Annotated in this window: 15 protein-coding genes; 9 read left to right on the top strand and 6 right to left on the bottom strand. The window is 64.3% G+C overall.

All coding sequences use genetic code 11. The features are described 5' to 3' along the window. Positions 1 to 24 precede the first annotated feature (24 nt). On the bottom strand, positions 25 to 285 hold the full coding sequence (locus tag FEM01_RS09560) for a hypothetical protein (protein WP_138219193.1): 261 nt from the start codon (positions 283 to 285) through the stop codon (positions 25 to 27). Here FEM01_RS09560 and putP point away from each other — a divergent pair. From putP to FEM01_RS09535, 5 genes are all read left to right on the top strand, one after another. After that, entirely contained in the window at positions 284 to 1,762 is a 1,479-nt protein-coding gene (gene putP / locus FEM01_RS09555; protein ID WP_138219192.1) for a sodium/proline symporter PutP, read from the top strand. The two genes, FEM01_RS09560 and putP, sit on opposite strands and share 2 nt — an antisense overlap. Before the next feature lie 97 nt (positions 1,763 to 1,859). Then, positions 1,860 to 2,696 (top strand): 23S rRNA (adenine(2030)-N(6))-methyltransferase RlmJ, encoded by an 837-nt coding sequence (locus FEM01_RS09550; protein ID WP_138219191.1) that lies wholly within the window; start codon positions 1,860 to 1,862, stop codon positions 2,694 to 2,696. 206 nt (positions 2,697 to 2,902) lie between these two features. Then, on the top strand, positions 2,903 to 4,657 hold the full coding sequence (locus tag FEM01_RS09545; protein WP_138219190.1) for a carbamoyltransferase family protein: 1,755 nt from the start codon (positions 2,903 to 2,905) through the stop codon (positions 4,655 to 4,657). Further along, positions 4,644 to 5,546: a glycosyltransferase family 2 protein gene (locus tag FEM01_RS09540; RefSeq protein ID WP_138219189.1), complete on the top strand. Its 903-nt coding sequence runs from the start codon at positions 4,644 to 4,646 to the stop codon at positions 5,544 to 5,546. Before FEM01_RS09545 ends, FEM01_RS09540 begins: the two co-directional genes overlap by 14 nt. Positions 5,547 to 5,585: 39 nt before the next feature. After that, complete coding sequence (locus FEM01_RS09535) at positions 5,586 to 7,034, top strand: ArnT family glycosyltransferase (protein WP_240791741.1); 1,449 nt, start codon at positions 5,586 to 5,588, stop codon at positions 7,032 to 7,034. Between the two features lie 4 nt (positions 7,035 to 7,038). On the opposite strand, the gene FEM01_RS09530 is transcribed toward FEM01_RS09535, so the two are convergent. Beyond that, complete coding sequence (locus FEM01_RS09530) at positions 7,039 to 7,701, bottom strand: phosphotransferase (RefSeq protein ID WP_138219188.1); 663 nt, start codon at positions 7,699 to 7,701, stop codon at positions 7,039 to 7,041. A 126-nt stretch (positions 7,702 to 7,827) separates the two neighbouring features. Between FEM01_RS09530 and msbA the strand changes: the two genes are divergently transcribed. The 4 genes from msbA (at position 7,828) to hldE (ending at position 13,427) form a co-directional block, all read left to right on the top strand. Then, complete coding sequence (gene msbA, locus FEM01_RS09525; RefSeq protein WP_138219187.1) at positions 7,828 to 9,648, top strand: lipid A export permease/ATP-binding protein MsbA; 1,821 nt, start codon at positions 7,828 to 7,830, stop codon at positions 9,646 to 9,648. Further along, complete coding sequence (locus tag FEM01_RS09520) at positions 9,642 to 10,538, top strand: GNAT family N-acetyltransferase (RefSeq protein WP_138219186.1); 897 nt, start codon at positions 9,642 to 9,644, stop codon at positions 10,536 to 10,538. Before msbA ends, FEM01_RS09520 begins: the two co-directional genes overlap by 7 nt. A 4-nt stretch (positions 10,539 to 10,542) precedes the next feature. Further along, positions 10,543 to 11,943 (top strand): PIG-L deacetylase family protein, encoded by a 1,401-nt coding sequence (locus FEM01_RS09515; protein ID WP_138219185.1) that lies wholly within the window; start codon positions 10,543 to 10,545, stop codon positions 11,941 to 11,943. Between the two features lie 62 nt (positions 11,944 to 12,005). Next, a complete protein-coding gene (hldE, locus tag FEM01_RS09510; RefSeq protein ID WP_138219184.1) occupies positions 12,006 to 13,427 on the top strand; it encodes a bifunctional D-glycero-beta-D-manno-heptose-7-phosphate kinase/D-glycero-beta-D-manno-heptose 1-phosphate adenylyltransferase HldE in 1,422 nt (473 codons plus the stop codon). 144 nt (positions 13,428 to 13,571) lie between these two features. Here hldE and FEM01_RS09505 read toward each other — a convergent pair whose 3' ends face one another. From FEM01_RS09505 to FEM01_RS09490, 4 genes are read right to left on the bottom strand one after another with little or no spacing between them, the layout of a single operon-like run. Beyond that, complete coding sequence (locus tag FEM01_RS09505) at positions 13,572 to 14,447, bottom strand: metal ABC transporter ATPase (RefSeq protein WP_240791740.1); 876 nt, start codon at positions 14,445 to 14,447, stop codon at positions 13,572 to 13,574. A 34-nt stretch (positions 14,448 to 14,481) separates the two neighbouring features. Next, the gene (locus FEM01_RS09500; RefSeq protein WP_138219183.1) at positions 14,482 to 15,294 is read right to left on the bottom strand and encodes an aldo/keto reductase; all 813 of its coding nucleotides are present in this window, start codon (positions 15,292 to 15,294) and stop codon (positions 14,482 to 14,484) included. Next, positions 15,291 to 16,466: an NAD(P)/FAD-dependent oxidoreductase gene (locus FEM01_RS09495; RefSeq protein ID WP_138219182.1), complete on the bottom strand. Its 1,176-nt coding sequence runs from the start codon at positions 16,464 to 16,466 to the stop codon at positions 15,291 to 15,293. The genes FEM01_RS09500 and FEM01_RS09495 overlap by 4 nt, the downstream gene beginning before the upstream one ends. Positions 16,467 to 16,522: 56 nt before the next feature. Further along, positions 16,523 to 16,855 (bottom strand): DMT family transporter, encoded by a 333-nt coding sequence (locus FEM01_RS09490; protein WP_138219181.1) that lies wholly within the window; start codon positions 16,853 to 16,855, stop codon positions 16,523 to 16,525. Between the last annotated feature and the right edge of the window lie 10 nt (positions 16,856 to 16,865).

The following is a 16,865-nucleotide window of genomic DNA, read 5'->3' as shown; positions in this document are numbered from 1 at the left end:
GGGTGCAACCCGAATTTTTCGCGACTAAGGTGCAACTCGTCCGAAGGGCTTTGGACGTGGATCAAATAGGGCATTGTTGGTGCGTTTTAGTATCAAAAGTGCAGTGTTTGCTCCGAAAGGAAGCAAAAAAGCGGTTTTTCTCCGAAAGCCATCGCGGGGTGCAACTTGCAAATGAAAAATGGTTGCACCTTGTTCATGTTGTTGCATAGGATTCGCCGCCTGGGTGCAACCGTCGTCACGCACGGCGGTCGCAAGAGATAAAAACAATGCCAGGGCACAACTCATGGGCAGTCCAATCACGATCACTTTCGTGGTCTACATCGCGGCAATGGTGCTGATCGGCTTCGCCGCCTATCGCTCCACCAAGAACCTTTCCGACTATATCCTGGGCGGTCGCAGCCTCGGCAGCGTGGTCACCGCGCTCTCTGCCGGGGCCTCCGACATGAGCGGCTGGCTGCTGATGGGCCTGCCGGGGGCCATTTACTTCGCCGGCTTGTCCGAGGCCTGGATCGCCATCGGTCTGACCGTCGGCGCCTACCTCAACTGGCTGTTCGTCGCCGGTCGCCTGCGGGTACAGACCGAGCACAACGGTGATGCGCTGACGCTGCCGGACTACTTCGCCAGCCGTTTCGAGGACAAGACTGGCCTGCTGCGGATCATTTCCGCCATCGTCATCCTGGTGTTCTTCACCATCTACTGCGCCTCTGGCATCGTTGCCGGCGCTCGCCTGTTCGAAAGCACCTTCGGCATGTCCTATGAGACGGCGCTGTGGGCCGGTGCTGCGGCGACCATCGCCTACACCTTCGTCGGTGGCTTCCTGGCAGTGAGCTGGACTGACACCGTACAGGCCTCGCTGATGATCTTCGCGCTGATTCTCACCCCGATCATCGTGCTGATCTCCACCGGTGGCTTCGACACCACGTTCCTGGCCATCGAAGCGGTCAATCCGGCGCACTTCGATATGTTCAAGGGCGCCACCTTCATTGGCATTATCTCGCTGATGGGCTGGGGCCTGGGCTATTTCGGCCAGCCACACATCCTGGCGCGCTTCATGGCCGCCGACTCGGTCAAGTCGATCGCCAAGGCTCGTCGCATTTCCATGACCTGGATGATCCTGTGCCTGGCGGGCACTTGCGCCGTGGGCTTCTTCGGTATCGCTTACTTCTCGGCCCACCCTGAGCTGGCTGGCCCGGTTAGCGAGAACCATGAGCGGGTGTTCATCGAGCTGGCCAAGATCCTGTTCAACCCGTGGGTAGCTGGTGTGCTGCTGTCGGCCATCCTGGCGGCGGTGATGAGTACCCTGAGCTGCCAGCTGCTGGTGTGCTCCAGTGCCTTGACCGAAGACTTCTACAAGGCCTTCCTGCGCAAGAGTGCTTCGCAGCAGGAGCTGGTCTGGGTAGGCCGCTTGATGGTGCTGGCGGTGGCGCTGGTGTCCATCGCCATGGCTGCCAACCCTGAAAACCGCGTGCTGGGTCTGGTGGCCTATGCCTGGGCAGGCTTCGGCGCCGCCTTTGGTCCGGTGGTGCTGATTTCCGTGCTGTGGAAGGGCATGACCCGTAACGGCGCGTTGGCGGGCATCGTGGTCGGTGCGCTGACGGTGATCCTGTGGAAGAACTACGTGGGTCTGGGTCTGTACGAAATCATTCCAGGCTTCCTGTTCGCCAGCATCGCCATCGTCGTGGTGAGCAAGTTGGGCCGTCCGTCGACCAGCATGGTTTCGCGTTTCGAAACCGCCGATGCGGCGTACCACGCTGACAAGTAACGCCTGCTGATTCGGCGTCCGCCCCTTGGCGGGCGCCGATCTGCACCTGACGCGGTCTGCAAGGCAGGGTAAACTTGTCGGCTTCGCAGGAGCCGCCATGAACTATCGTCACGCCTTCCACGCCGGCAATCACGCCGACGTCCTCAAGCATATCGTGCTGACCCGCCTCATCGCCTTGATGTCGCGCAAGGAGCAGCCGTTCGCCTACATCGACACTCACGCAGGCCTGGGTCTCTACGACTTGCAGGGCGACCAGGCGAGCCGTACCGGCGAGTACCTCGAAGGCGTCGCGCGCCTGTGGAATCGCGACGACCTACCGTCGGCCTGCGCCGACTATCTGCGCATCATCAAGCGCCTGAACCCGGACGGCGAGCTGCGCTACTACCCTGGCTCCCCTGAGCTTGCGCGGCGCCTTATGCGTCAGCAAGACCGCGCGCTGCTCAACGAGAAGCACCCCGAAGACGGGCCGCTGCTCAAAGAGAACATGAAGAAAGATCCGCGCGTGACCGTGCACCTGGGGGAGGGCTGGCACGTGCCCCGCGCCTTGCTGCCCGTGCAGGAAAAGCGCGCGATCATGCTGATCGATCCGCCGTTCGAACAGGCCGACGAACTCAAGCGCTGCACCGTGGCGATGAAAGAGGCGATCAGTCGTATGCGCCAGACCGTCGCCGCCATCTGGTACCCGATCAAGGATCAGCGCTCGCTAACCCGTTTCTACCAGGACCTGACCAGCACCGGCGCACCGAAGCTGCTGCGGGTCGAACTCTATGTGCATCACCAGGACAGCCCGCAGGGCCTGAACGGTTCCGGCCTGGCCATTGCCAATCCGCCGTGGGGCCTTGAGGACGAGCTCAAGGAGCTGCTGCCGTGGCTGGCCAAGGAGCTGGCGCAGACAGCCGGTAGCTTGCGCATGGACTGGCTGATCGCCGAGTAAACCGGCGCAGCCCCCTGTAGGAGCGGGCTTGCCCCGCGATCACCGGTGTAGCCGGTGCCATCCACCGCGCTGCCTGCTTCGCGGGTCAAGCCCGCGCCTACAAGGGCCGTGCAGCCTCTCAGGTTTGCGTTATAATCCCGCCCCTTTAGCCGCCATCCGCCTGCGAGGCCGGTGGCGCACTTCTACCGATTTGAGAGGCTAGACCCTTGGCACTGACGATTCTTGGCCTGTCCGGCGCCCTTAGCCATGACCCTTCCGCGGCCCTGTACATCGACGGCAAGCTGATTGCCGCCGCCGAAGAAGAGCGCTTCGTGCGTGACAAGCATGCGAAAAACCGCATGCCCTACGAATCGGCGAAGTTCTGCCTGGAACAGGCGGGCATCAAGCCGTCGGACGTCGACGTGGTGGCTATCCCGTTCGCCCCGATCAGCCTGTTCGGCAAGGCCCGCTGGCACTACGCCAAGCGCTACTGGTACGCCCCGGATCGCGCCCTCGACGCGCTGCTGATGGGCAACCGTCGCTACAAGCGCTACCGCAAGAAGATCGTCTGGTGCCTGGAGCAACTGGGCTTCGATCCGAAGAAGATCAAGATCGAGCCGGTCGAGCACCACCTGGCCCACGCCTCCAGTGCCTACCACTGCTCGGGCTTCAAGGAAAAGACGGCGATCCTGGGTATCGACGGCAAGGGTGAATACGCCACCACCTTCTTCGGCTACGGCGAAAACGGCAAGATCCACAAGATCAAGGAATTCTTCGACCCGGATTCGCTGGGCGGCCTGTACGGCGCGATCACCGAATTCCTGGGTTTCGAGATGCTCGACGGCGAGTTCAAGGTCATGGGCATGGCGCCGTATGGCGACGCCAGCAAGTACGACTTCTCGCGCCTGGCCAGCTTCGAAAATGGCGAGCTGGTGATCAATACCGAGTACGCTAACGTCATCGGCCTGCGCCGCTATAAAGAGAAGGGCAAAGGCTTCTACTTCTCGCCCAAGCTGATCGAGTGGCTGGGTCCGAAGCGCGAAGGCGACATCGCTGACGAGCCGTACATCCACTATGCGGCCAGCATGCAGGCGCTGTTCGAGAAGCTCGCCCTGCAAATGATCGACCATTACCTGGGCGACACCCTGAAAGAGACCGGCAAGCTGGCCTTCGCGGGCGGCTGCGCACTGAACGTCAAGCTGAACCAGAAGATCATCGCCCGCGATGATGTGAAGGAGCTGTTCGTCCAGCCGGCCTCGGGCGATGCCGGTACCGCAGTGGGTGCGGCGGCCTACGTGTCGCACGCCCGTGGCGTGCCGGTCGAGAAGATGGAGCACGTCTACCTCGGCCCTTCGTACTCCAACGAAGATGTCATCGCCGCCTGCGCACGTCATCCGAATGTGCCCAAGTGGCGCAAGATCGACGACATGCCCGAGCGCATCGCCAAGATCATGGTCGACGGCAATCCGGTGGCCTGGTTCCAGGGGCGCATGGAGTTCGGTCCACGGGCCTTGGGTGGTCGTTCGATCATCGGCTGCCCGAGCGTGCCGGGCGTGGCCAACCGCATCAACGAGCAAATCAAGTTCCGCGAGCGCTGGAGGCCTTTCTGCCCGTCGATGCTCGACACCGTTGGTCCGCAGATGATCAAGGTCGATCACCCGGCACCGTTCATGACCTTCACCTTCGAAGTGGCTGAAGAGTGGAAGACCCGTGTGCCGGAAGTGGTGCACGAGGACGGCACCTCGCGTGCCCAGGTGCTCAAGCGCGAATACAACCCGCGCTACTACGACATGATGAAGGCGCTCGAAGCGTTGACCGGTAACGGCGTATCGCTGAACACCTCGCTCAACCGCCGTGGCGAGCCGATGATCTGCTCGCCGACCGATGCCCTGAACATGTTCTTCGGCTCGGACCTGCAGTACCTGATCATGGAAGATATTCTGGTCGTCAAAGAAGGTGCGCCGGAGTATGCCGAGTCCTGAGGTTCTGATCAGTCTGGTCGTACCCGCCTACAACTACGCGAAACTGCTGCCACGGGCACTGGACTCGGTCCTGTGCCAGTGGGCCGATGACCTGGAGCTGATCGTGGTCAACGACGGCTCCCGGGACAACACCCTCGAGGTGCTGGCCGGCTACGTGGCACGTTACCCGCAATTGCAGGTGATCGACCAAGCCAACGCCGGCGCTGCGGCGGCGCGTAACAACGCTATCGCCAAGGCGCGCGGGCGCTATGTGCTGCTGCTGGATGCTGACGACGAATTGACCCCAGGGGCCCTTGAAGCGCTGCGTGAGGTTCTGGCGGCCAACCCGCAGGCGGGCATGGTGCTGGGGGCTCAGCTTTCGGTCTACCCCGATGGCCGCGAGCGCCTGCGCCTGCCCACGCCCGTGCCACGGGCCAGCGCGCTGGAGCTGGCGCGGCGCTACCTGTTGCAAAAGCGTATCTCGGTGTCGCATTGCTGCACGCTGTTCGCCCGTGAGCTGCTGTTGCGCAGACCCTATCCGCAAGGCCTGCGCACCGGCGAGGACATCCCGGTGTTCGCCTTTCTTCTGGTCAATGCCCAGGTGGCGGTGACCAATGCGCCGATCGCGCGCATTCACAAGCATGCCGACAGCTTGCGGCATAGTCGCGAAAACGAAGAAGAATACGCCATGGGTATGGTGCGCGAGGTCTTCGCCAGCCTGCCCGCAGAGTGTCAGGTGCTGCGCCGGCGCTACACAGCGCAGCGCTACCTGTCGCTGTTCCGGGCGGCCTTGCTGGCCGACGAGCGTGCCCTGGCCCGGCGTTTTTATGCCCAGGCCCTGCGCCTGAGCCCGTTGCAAGCCATGCGCTGGACGTACCTGCGCAAGGCCCTGCGACTGATGAAAGTTTGATAACAATCGATGTTGGCTGCTGACAGGGTGGAAATCGCAGTGGGTTCTTTCGTTTCAAGGATGGTCGATACCTACTCGGTGCGACTGGCATTTATCGGCAGCCTGCTGCTGTCGCTGATCGCTGTGCTAGGCACCAGCGCCCTCGGGCGCGATGCGGCGTTCTACCTGAATATTGCCCAGCGCGTCAGCGTCGAAGGGCCGCAGGTCGCCTGGCAGGTATTCAATTGGCCATGGTTCACCTACCTGCTGGCCGCGAGCCACAACGTCACCCGCTTGCCCATGGAGTGGTGTGCCTACCTGTGGTGCGCGCTGTTCATGGCTGGGACCTGTGCGTTGCTGGTCGATGCCGTGCGCCAGCGTGTCCCGTCCGCCGCTGGCTGGGCGTGTCTGCTGGTGCTGGCGATGCCGGCCGTCAACCAGTTCCGCAATGACATCCTCCGTGAATATGGCTTCTGGTTCTTCTGCATCCTGACGCTGTGGTTGGTAATGCACTGGCAGGCGCGTGGCGGTTGGCTGCGCGCTGGCGTCATCCACCTGGCGATTGCGGCAGCCATGCTGTTTCGCATGGAGGCGGTGATGCTGGAGGCGGCGCTGGGCCTTTGGCTGTTGGTCGGCTTGCGTGATCGGCGTAACTGGGTGTCTTTCGCCCAATTCGTGCTGCTGCCTGGGGTCGCGCTGGTCGTCGGGCTGTCGGTGTTGCTGGCCAAGGGTGGATTGAGCTCCGGGCGCGTGGACTACTACCTCACCCTGATCAGTCCGCAGCGTGTGCTGGTGGCCTTCCATGAATTGGCGGGGCAGTTCGGCGACAGCCTGAAATTCAAGTATTCGCGCGACGAGGCAGGGCGCATCGTGTTCTTTGGCCTGCTCGCGGCGTTGCTGATCAAGTTCGTGGCGCTGACCGGCCCCTTCTGCCTGCCGTTCCTGCAGCGCAGCAGTTGGCAGGCGCTGCGCACCTACCTGCGCGAGTTTCGGCCATTTGCCTGGGCGGCGGCGGTCTACCTGTTGGTACTGATGCTGTTCTTCATCGGTCAGCAGTTCATGAACGGTCGTTACCTGAGCTTCCTGAACCTGTTGGCGGTGCCGCTGCTGGCAGTCGGTGCGCTGTTGTTCGCCCAGCGTTTCCCGCGACTGGGCAAGGCGCTGGTGGTGGTTGGCGTACTGGTGATGCTGGCCAACGTGATTTCCACCGGTGCGGGCAAGCCGCAGATCGTCGAGGCTGGCCGCTGGATCGCCGGTAATGTCGACCCGCAGGCCAAGGTCTACTACGAGGATGCGCGAGTCGCCTACTACGCAGGCCGTGGCTACCCGGCGATCCAGCCGCGCGAGCGCGAGTTCGACGGCACCGAGGCCGAGCGCTTCAGCTACTTCGCCATCGAGGCGCGGGCCGATGAGCCGTGGTTGACCGCCTGGCTGGAAAAGCACCAGTTGCGCGTGCTGGCCAGCTTCTCCAACCGCAAGAAGGCAACGTTCGTGGTGATCGGCCGCTGATCCTTCAGCCGAGCAACTGGCGCAGGTTGGCCAGCAGGCGCGGACGGGGCTTGTGCTGGCCCCGCTCCAGCTCCTGGCGATAGCCCGACAGGAAGGTTTCGCCGGCGTCTTCGCCGAGCAGCCACTGGCGGTCCTGCGGGTAGCGCAGCATGTGGTGGAAGTTGCGCTCGCGCTGGCTGTCGCGCAGTGCCCAGTGTTGGCGTTGCAGGTCGGCGATATCGATCAGGCCCAGCTCGTTCTGCGGGGTGAGTACCACGTTGCCCAGGTGCAGCGAGCGGAAATACACCCCCGCTTCATGCAGGCGCGCGACGAAGCGTCCGAACTGCACGCGCAGTGCCTGGGCTTGCGCCGGATCGTCCAGCAGTTGGCGCAAGGTCTGGCCGGGCAGCGGGCGGTAGTAGACCGCGTCGCGGGCGATGCTGGCGATGCGGTAGGTGGCGATGATGTCGGGGCAGGGTATGCCCAGTCGGGTCAGGCGCTGGGCGTTGCGCGCGAAGCGCCCGGCATACGGGAACAGCAGTGCAGAGCTGAGCAGGCGCTTGCGCCGGAACAGCTTGAGCATCAGTCCGTCACGCAAGCGCAGCACCTTGTCGCCGGAACCGTCGGCTTCGAGCACTTGCGCGCCCTCGCGCAGTGCCAGGTAGGTGGGGTGATCCAGTGCTTGCATGTGTAACCTCCGATCAACAGGTCGGCTATCTTAGCCGACTTGTCCTGGCATCGCCGCTACCGGGTTTCATTGGGGGAAAAACGCCCTGTGATATGATCCCCGCCTCATTTTCGTGTGCGGATTCCCATGAGCAGTCCTGAACCTCGCCCCCAGTCCACATTGGCGATCTATTTCCGCCTGCTGACCTATGTGCGGCCCTACATCGGGCTGTTCCTGCTCAGCATCGCCGGCTTTTTGCTGTTCGCCTCGACGCAGCCGATGCTGGCCTACATCCTCAAATACTTCGTCGATGGTCTGGCCAACCCGGACGCGGTGTTGTTCCCCAACAACCCTTACCTGGGGGAGCTGCGCCTGTTGCAGGCGGTGCCGCTGATGATCGTGGCCATTGCCGCCTGGCAGGGTATCGGCTCGTACCTGGGCAACTACTTCCTGGCGCGTGTTTCGCTCGGACTGGTGCATGACCTGCGCGTGGTGCTGTTCAACAAGCTGCTCGAACTGCCTAACCAGTACTTCGACAAGCACAACTCCGGGCACCTGATCTCGCGCATCACCTTCAACGTCACCATGGTCACTGGCGCGGCCACCGATGCGATCAAGGTGGTGATCCGTGAAGGCATGACCGTGGTGTTCCTGTTCGTCACCTTGTTGTGGATGAACTGGAAACTGACCCTGGTGATGGTGGCGATCCTGCCGATCATCGCCCTGATGGTCAGCAGCACCAGCCGCAAGTTCCGCAAGCAGAGCAAGAAGATCCAGGTCTCGATGGGCGATGTCACCCACGTTGCCTCCGAGACCATCCATGGCTATCGCGTGGTGCGCAGCTTCGGCGGCGAAACCTACGAGAAAGCGCGCTTCCAGCAAGCCAGCCAGAGCAACACCGAGAAGCAGCTGTCGATGACCAAGACCGGTGCGGTCTACACCCCGACGCTGCAACTGGTTACCTACAGCGCCATGGCGGTGGTCATGTTCCTGGTCCTGCTGCTGCGCGGCGAGGCCTCAGCCGGTGACCTGGTGGCCTACATCACTATGGCTGGCCTGCTGCCCAAGCCGATCCGTCAGCTTTCGGAGGTCAGCTCGACCATCCAGCGCGGTGTGGCCGGTGCCGAGAGTATCTTCGAGCAGCTCGACGAAGAGGCCGAGGTAGACAACGGCACCATCGAGCGCGAGCGCCTGCAAGGCCGCCTCGAAGTGCGCAACCTGAGCTTCGAGTACCCCGGCACTGACAAGAAAGTGCTCGATGACATCAGTTTCGTCGTCGAACCCGGGCAGATGGTGGCGCTGGTCGGGAGATCCGGCAGCGGCAAGTCGACCCTGGCTGGGCTGATTCCGCGCTTCTACCAGCACGAGCACGGGCAGATCCTGCTCGACGGCGACGAAGTGCAGGCCTTCACCCTGCGCAACCTGCGCCGGCACATCGCGCTGGTGAGCCAGCAGGTGACCCTGTTCAACGACACCGTGACCAACAACATCGCCTATGGCGACCTGGCCGGGGCGCCGATCGAAGCGGTGCACAAAGCGGCCAGCGAAGCCTACGCCGATGAGTTCATCCGCAAGATGCCGCAGGGTTACGACACCCTGGTCGGCGAAAACGGCGTGCTGCTCTCCGGTGGCCAGCGCCAGCGCCTGGCGATTGCCCGAGCACTGCTCAAGGATGCACCCTTGCTGATCCTCGACGAGGCCACCTCGGCGCTGGACACCGAGTCCGAGCGCCATATCCAGGCGGCCCTCGACCATGTCGTGCAGAACCGCACGACCCTGGTCATCGCCCACCGCCTGTCGACCATCGAGAAGGCCGACCTGATCCTGGTCATGGAAGACGGCCGCATCGTCGAGCGGGGTTCGCACAACGAGCTGCTGGCCCGCAACGGCCACTACGCACGCCTGCATGCCCGCGAGTTCGAGGATGGCGAGCAAGGCAAACCGGCACAGGCGACCGATGCATGCTGAGGCTGTTGCGCAGTTGGCGTGAGCGGGGCTGGCAGGAGATCGACGCGGCGCAGTACGCCCAGGCCTGGTATCGCTTCGGCGGCAGCGTTGCCACTCACCCCGAAGTGGTGGCGCGTCTGTCGGCCTTCCTCGACGTGCCGGTGCGTTACCTGGGCTGGTTCATCGAGGGCCAGTTGCAGGCGGCGATGCCGTGTTCGGGGCAGTACCTGGCCCTGGCCAAGGAAGTGCTCAAGCGCGAGGGCAAGCGCCACCTGCTGGACCTGGGCAATGCCGAGGTGATTCTGCCGGTCGCCGCCGGCGTGCAGGTCCCGGTGCGCCAGCGCATGCGCTATGTCTCCGAGCTTAACGCGGGCTCCCTGAGCACCCTGCGCAGCCAGCCCGAGGGCCTGGCCCTGGCCCGCGAGCCTGAGGACTACTCGAAGAAGTTCCGCTACAACCAGCGCCGCGAGCTGCGTCTGCTCGAAGAAGCGGGCGGGGTCATGCGGCCGATGGCTGAATTTACCCCTGCCGAGCAGGCGGCCATGTACACCGACCTGTTCGAGCGTCGCTGGGGCTTCGAGGTGGCGGGCAAGCAGGGGCTGGTCGAGGTGTTCACCCTGTTGCGCGAATTCATGACAGGCTCGGTGGCCTTGCTGGACGGTGCGCCAGTGGCGATCCAGGTGCTGTACCGGGTCGAGGCGCCGCAATGGGTGTCGCTGGAATACATCAATGGTGGGGTCGATCCGCAGAGCCGGGAATTTAGTCCCGGTAGCGTGCTGAGCTTCGTCAATACCCAGCAGGCCTGGGCCGATGCCAGGGCGCTGGGCAAGCCGCTGCGCTACTCGTTCGGCCGCGCCGATCGTGAATACAAGGACCGCTGGTGCCGCACCGTGCCGGTCTATCAGGTCTGATGCCATGAGTGCACGCAAGCAACAGTTGTTGAAAGTCCACCGTCGCAACAAGCGTATCGCCCTGTTGCTGGCGCTGCTGGCCTTGCTGGTGGTGGGAGTGGTCCTGGCCTGGTGGCTGGTGCCGCTGCTCATGCTGGTGGGCTGGGTCGCCCATGAGGCGTGGTTTGCCGATCACCTGTTCTACCGTGGCAGCGACGACTATCAGTACTGCTTCCCCGAGGACGCTCAGAGCCAGGCGGCGATCATCGAGGGCGGGCGCTTGAAACTGGCTGGCGAACTGCCTCCCGGCGAGACCTTGGTGCTAGCCGTGCGCGTGCGCCATACGTGGCTCGGGCGTTGGCTGGACCCGTTCGTCGAGGTGGGCGATGACCGCCAGGACTTCGAGCGTAGCGTCGATGGCGTGCGCTACCTGAACCTGTCTGGTCAGCGCAATGCCGTGGCCCGTGGCGAACTGACGGTGCGTGGCCGGCGCTGCCGTGTGGCCACCGAGGCCACCTTGCACGTCATGGCAAGTCCCGATTTCACCCGTCAGCGCACGCTGATCCTTGCGCCGCATGCCGACGACGCGGAGCTGGCCGCGTTCGGTTACTACAGCCGCTGCCCGGAGGTGGCCATCGTTACCCTTACCCAGGGCGAGATCGAGGCCGAGAACTACCAGCGACTGGGCTTGGACAAGGCTGGCGCTGCCCGCCTGAAGGGCCGCCTGCGCAGTTGGGACAGCCTGGCGGTGCCGCTGTGGGGCGGGGTCAAGGCCAGTCATTGCGTACAGCTGGGTTATTACTGTCTGCAACTGCCGGCCATGGCCGCCGAACCGGACAAGCCCCTGGCATCGCGCGAGTCGGGCGAGGGCGATATCCGCAGCGTGCGCCAGCACAACCCGCTGAGCCTGCCGGGCGATTGCGATGGGGCGCCGACCTGGAGCAATCTGGTCGCCGACCTGGTGGCACTGCTCGAGCACTACCGGCCCGAGGTGGTCGTTACCCCGCACCCTGAACTCGACCCGCATGCCGATCACGTGGCTACCACCCAGGCGATTTTCCAGGCCATCGCCCTGAGCGCGCATAAGCCGACCACAGCGTTGTTCTACGCCAACCACCTGCACGACAACGACCGCTGGCCCATGGGCCCGGCCGGTATGGGTATCGCATTACCTCCGGCAATCGAGCCGTTGCCCGCCGACCGCCTGTGGAGCCCACTGCTCGATCCGGCGCGCCAGTTGGACAAGGCCATGGCCTTGGGTATGCAGCATGACTTGCAGGGACCGCTGTCGTTCAAGCGCCGTTTGCGCCGCCAGATCCAGCGCCTGCTGGCCGGGCGCACCTGGCCGGCCACGGGCGACAACGAGTTCTTGCGCAAGGCGGTGCGCCGGCACGAGCTGTTCTGGGTGCGGCGGATCTTGAGTTGAAGTGGTGGGATTAGGCCTGTGCTAATATCCCGCCCCTGTTCATTCTGTCTGATGGGTTGTCCATGAAGTTGTCCATGCCGCGTTTCGATCAAGCCCCGGTTCTGGTGGTCGGCGATGTCATGCTCGACCGCTACTGGCATGGCGGTACTTCGCGTATTTCGCCGGAGGCACCAGTGCCGGTGGTCAAGGTCGACCAGATCGAGGATCGTCCGGGCGGCGCGGCCAACGTCGCGCTGAACATCGCGGCGTTGGGTGCACCCGCGGCGTTGGTCGGCGTCACCGGCCAGGACGAGGCAGCCGATAGCCTGGCCAATAGCTTGCAGGCAGCCGGCGTGCGTTCGGTCTTCCAGCGTATCGCCCACCAGCCGACCATCGTCAAGCTGCGGGTCATGAGCCGTCACCAGCAACTACTGCGCATCGACTTCGAGGAACCCTTCGCTACCGATGCGCTGTCGCTGAGTGCCGAGGTCGACAGCCTGCTTGATGGGGTCAAGGTGCTAGTGCTGTCCGACTATGGCAAAGGTGCGTTGAAGAACCACCAGGCGCTGATCGAGGCCGCGCGCGCCAAGCACATCCCGGTGCTGGCCGACCCGAAGGGCAAGGATTTTTCCATCTACCGTGGCGCCAGCCTGATCACCCCCAACCTGAGCGAGTTCGAGACCATCGTTGGTCGTTGCAGCGATGAGGCCGAGCTGGTTGCCAAGGGGCTGAAGCTGCTCGAGGAACTCGACCTGGGGGCCTTGCTGGTCACCCGTGGCGAGCATGGCATGACCCTGCTGCGCACCGGCCACCCGGCGCTGCACTTGCCGGCGCGTGCCCGTGAAGTGTTCGATGTGACCGGTGCCGGCGACACCGTGATTTCCACCCTGGCCGCCGCGATCGCTGCCGGTGAAGACCTGCCCCACGCCGTGGCCCTGGCCAACTTGGCCGCAGGCATCGTGGTTGGCAAGCTGGGTACCGCCGCGATCAGTGCCCCCGAGCTGCGTCGCGCGATCCAGCGCGAAGAAGGCTCCGAGCGCGGTGTGCTGGGCCTGGAACAACTGCTGCTGGCCATCGACGATGCGCGTGCGCACAACGAGAAGATCGTCTTCACCAACGGCTGCTTCGACATCCTGCACGCCGGCCACGTGACCTACCTCGAGCAGGCCCGCGCGCAAGGTGATCGCCTGATCGTCGCCATCAACGACGATGCTTCGGTCAGTCGCCTGAAAGGCCCTGGCCGGCCGATCAACAGCGTCGACCGGCGCATGGCCGTGCTGGCCGGGCTCGGGGCCGTGGACTGGGTCATCAGTTTCCCTGAGGCTACCCCGGAGAACCTGCTGCGCCAGGTCAAGCCGGACGTGCTGGTCAAGGGCGGCGACTATGGCATCGATCAGGTGGTTGGCGCGGATATCGTCAAGGCCTATGGCGGCACAGTGAAAGTTCTGGGGCTGGTAGAAAACAGCTCCACCACAGCGATCGTCGAGAAGATCCGCAAGCACTGACGCCTCTCGCGTCGCGGGCCTGTCCTGCTATTCAGACGTGCAGTAGCCATTTACTGGCTGCTGCACGTCTGAAAAACCTCGCAAAGACCGTTCGGCCAGATCTTCCAGTTGTGACTGCCCGTCTGGGTACGGTACTGGCCGTGCTCAGGCGTGCAAGCGTGCCCGCCAGTCTTTCCAGCTGATGCGCTCGTCATGCACCAGCCAACCGTCCTGAGCGGCGAAGCTTTCCGATAGCCATACTCCATCGCTGGTGACCGGGCGCAGTTGGCCGTCGGTCAGGCTCAGCAGTTCGGCACCGGGGCGCTCCTGGTGCACCGGCAGCAGGAACAGGTCGGGCTGCTCGCGGTCCAGGCGTGCGATCAGTTGGCCCTCTTCCAGGTGTTCGTCGACATGCAGCAGGCTGAGCTGGCTGGTATCGCGCGGCAGCGTCAGGCGCAGGTCGTAGACCAGTTGTAGGGAGGCGGTCGGGGTGTGTACGTAGGCGCGTGGGCGTTCGATCAGTGGCAGGCGCGCGCAATGCACCGGCCGCGCCGCGCCCGACAGCGGGCTGAGGGTGAAGTGGGCATTTTGCCGGTAGCGCAGGGTGTGCTGATAAGGCGCGGGCATCCAGGTGTCGCCGAAGCGTCCGGCAAGCCAGCCTTCCGGCGTTTCCAGCAGGCATTCTTCAGCGACTTCCTGCAGGGCCGTGAGCAACGGCAGGTTGAGTTCGTGGGCCGGTACGTAGCCGGAGATCAGCTTGAGCACCACGTCGCCACGATCCTGGCGTTGCTGGCGTACCAGTACCCAGTAGTCACGGCCTTGCCATTCCAGGGTCAGGCGCACCGAAACGCCCAAGTTGGCCAACTCGATGATGAAGCATTCGCTGTTGGGCAGCTCGATGGCCTTGCGCCGTTGCAGGGTCTGGGCGAAGTTCTGGGGAGCACCGATGCCTTGGTACGTGAGGCCATCGGGGGTGGCCTCTACGTGCAACGCCAGGGTCTTGAAGTCGCTTGGGTTCTTGCGGATCAGCGTACGCGGCACGAGGCTCCTCCTTACGTTGGGCCCGCCAGGCGCTTCAGTGGCGACCGAGGATGCGGGCTACGGTGGCCACGTTGTGGGCCAGGTGGATGGGGTTGATGGTGCCGACGATGGCACTGCTCACGCCGGGGTGGGCGAACAGCAGCTCGAAACTGGCCTGCACCGGATCGACGCCGGGTGCCAGGCAGGCATGGCCGCTGGCCAGAGCCTTTTTCACCAGGATCGCCTTGCCGTGTTCGGCAGCGTAGTCCAGCACTGGGCGTTCCGCCTGTTCGTTGAGGTTGTAGGTGACCATGGCGCAGTCGCCTTGCTCCAGGGCCTTCAGCCCCCCGGCGACGGTTTTGCCGGAGAAACCATAGCCGAGGATCTTGCCCTCCTGCTTGAGTGCGGCGAGGGTGTCGTACACCTCGGCTTGCTCGAGAATCGCCAGGTCGTTGCCGTCTGAGTGCACCAGCACCAGCTCGATGCGGTCGGTTTCCAGACGCTTGAGGCTGCGCTCCACCGAGCGTCGGGTGTGGGCAGCGCTGAAGTCGAAGTGCGACAGGCCGTCGTCGAATTCCTCGCCGACCTTGCTGACGATCACCCACTGTTCGCGCTGGCCACGCAGCAGCGGGCCGAGGCGCTCTTCGCTGCGGCCATAGGCCGGTGCGGTGTCGAGCAGGTTGATGCCCAGCTCGCGGGCCTGGGCCAGCAGCAGGCGCGCGGCATCGTCGTCGGGGATGGTGAAGCCGCTGGGGTACTTGACGCCTTGGTCGCGGCCGAGCTTGACCGTGCCCAGGCCCAGCGGCGATACGCGCAGGCCGGTGCTGCCCAGGGCGCGGTGATGATCGTGCAGGGTAGGCAGGCTCATGGCAGCAGTTGCTCCCACGCAGGCACGCCCAGTGGCGGGCGTGGCAGGTTGGCAAGATCGGCTTGGGTGGTCGGGCGTATGCCGTCGCGCTCGAAGCTCGCCAGTACCCGGTCAGCGAAGTCCGGGGCCAGGGCCAACTTGGTCGGCCAGCCCACCAGCAGGCCTTGCTGTTCGGCGAGGAAGGCGTTGTCGGGGCGCACCAGGCCCGACTGTGCCGGTTCGGCGCGCTCGACACGCAGGGTCGCCCAGCGCACTTGGGTCTGGTCGACCCACGGCAGCAGGCCGGCGATTTCCTGTTGTGCGGCTGCGATCTGCGCTGCCGGCTCACGGGCCACGCCGTCGGCTTCGGCCAGATCACCGCCCAGGTACCATACCCATTGGCCGTCGGCGGCCGGGTGGGTGGTCACGGTGACCCGTGGCTTGGGCCCGCCACCCAGGCAGTGGGCATACAGCGGCTTGAGGTTGGGGCCTTTGGCCATGACCATGTGCAGGGGGCGGCGCTGCATGGCCGGTTGCTCCAGGCCGAGTGCATGCAGCAGCGCCTCGGTGCCGCCGCCGGCGCTGAGCACTACGCGCTGGGCGCGAATCTCGCGGCCATCGACGCGCAGGCCGACCAGTGCGTCGGCCTCATGCAGCGGTTCGATATGCTCGCCGGCCAGCAGGCTGTCGCCGGCCAGTTGCGCGAGGTTGGCCAGCAGGCTCGGCACGTCGATGACCAGTTCGGCCAGGCGGTAAACCTTGCCCTTGAATGCGCGGTCCTGCAGGGCCGGTGGCAGTTGCTCGCCCTTGACCTGATCGACCCGGCCGCGTACGGCCTTGCTGGCGAAGAAGCTGGTGAGGTTGCCGGCCAGGGTGCCGGGGCTCCACAGGTAGTGGGCATCGGACAGTAGGCGAGTACTGCTGAGGTCCAGTTCGCCCGTGCCGGCCAGCGCCTCACGCCAGCGTCGTGGCATATCGGCGATGGCCTCGGAGGCCCCGGTCAGGGCGCCGTGCAGGGCATATTTGGTGCCACCGTGAATGATCCCCTGCGACTTGATGGTCTGCTCGCCGCCAAGGCTCGCGCGCTCCACCAGTACCGTCGAATAACCCAGCCGGCGCAGGCGGGCATTGAGCCAAAGGCCTGCGACCCCGGCGCCGACGATCAGTACGTCAGTGGAAATGGCGGATGGCATGGGGGCACCTCTAAAGCGGGATAGGTGCGCAGTATACATTCACATGGGAGCAGGGATCAGTGCCCGGCGGTATTGGAGAACACCTGGATCACCACCACCCCTGCAACGATCATGGCCATGCCCAGCATCGCCGGCACATCGAGTTTCTGCCCGTAGATCACCAGCGCCGCGACGCTGATCAGCACGATGCCCAGCCCCGACCAGATGGCGTAGGCGATGCCCACCGGAATGCTGCGCACCACCAGGGTGAGCATCCAGAACGCCACGCCGTAGCCGCACACCATCAACAGCAAGGGCAGCGGCGTGTTCAGGCCCTTGACGGCTTTCATGGAGGCAGTGGCGATGACTTCGGCGCAGATGGCGATGGCGAGATAGGTGTAGGCGTTCATGGCAGATCCT

The organism is Pseudomonas mosselii (genome assembly GCF_005796105.1).
In the GTDB taxonomy this organism is placed as follows: domain Bacteria; phylum Pseudomonadota; class Gammaproteobacteria; order Pseudomonadales; family Pseudomonadaceae; genus Aquipseudomonas; species Aquipseudomonas mosselii_C.
The sequence above is the reverse complement of the archived record's forward strand: the minus strand, read 5'-3'. Positions and strand labels throughout refer to the sequence as shown.

Coding starts and splice junctions, on each gene's coding strand:
- putP (WP_138219192.1), top strand. CDS start 284: ATGGGCAGTCCAATCACGATCACTTTCGTGGTCTACATCGCGGCAATG.
- FEM01_RS09560 (WP_138219193.1), bottom strand. CDS start 285: ATGAGTTGTGCCCTGGCATTGTTTTTATCTCTTGCGACCGCCGTGCGT.
- FEM01_RS09550 (WP_138219191.1), top strand. CDS start 1,860: ATGAACTATCGTCACGCCTTCCACGCCGGCAATCACGCCGACGTCCTC.
- FEM01_RS09540 (WP_138219189.1), top strand. CDS start 4,644: ATGCCGAGTCCTGAGGTTCTGATCAGTCTGGTCGTACCCGCCTACAAC.
- FEM01_RS09530 (WP_138219188.1), bottom strand. CDS start 7,701: ATGCAAGCACTGGATCACCCCACCTACCTGGCACTGCGCGAGGGCGCG.
- msbA (WP_138219187.1), top strand. CDS start 7,828: ATGAGCAGTCCTGAACCTCGCCCCCAGTCCACATTGGCGATCTATTTC.
- FEM01_RS09520 (WP_138219186.1), top strand. CDS start 9,642: ATGCTGAGGCTGTTGCGCAGTTGGCGTGAGCGGGGCTGGCAGGAGATC.
- FEM01_RS09515 (WP_138219185.1), top strand. CDS start 10,543: ATGAGTGCACGCAAGCAACAGTTGTTGAAAGTCCACCGTCGCAACAAG.
- hldE (WP_138219184.1), top strand. CDS start 12,006: ATGAAGTTGTCCATGCCGCGTTTCGATCAAGCCCCGGTTCTGGTGGTC.
- FEM01_RS09500 (WP_138219183.1), bottom strand. CDS start 15,294: ATGAGCCTGCCTACCCTGCACGATCATCACCGCGCCCTGGGCAGCACC.
- FEM01_RS09495 (WP_138219182.1), bottom strand. CDS start 16,466: ATGCCATCCGCCATTTCCACTGACGTACTGATCGTCGGCGCCGGGGTC.
- FEM01_RS09490 (WP_138219181.1), bottom strand. CDS start 16,855: ATGAACGCCTACACCTATCTCGCCATCGCCATCTGCGCCGAAGTCATC.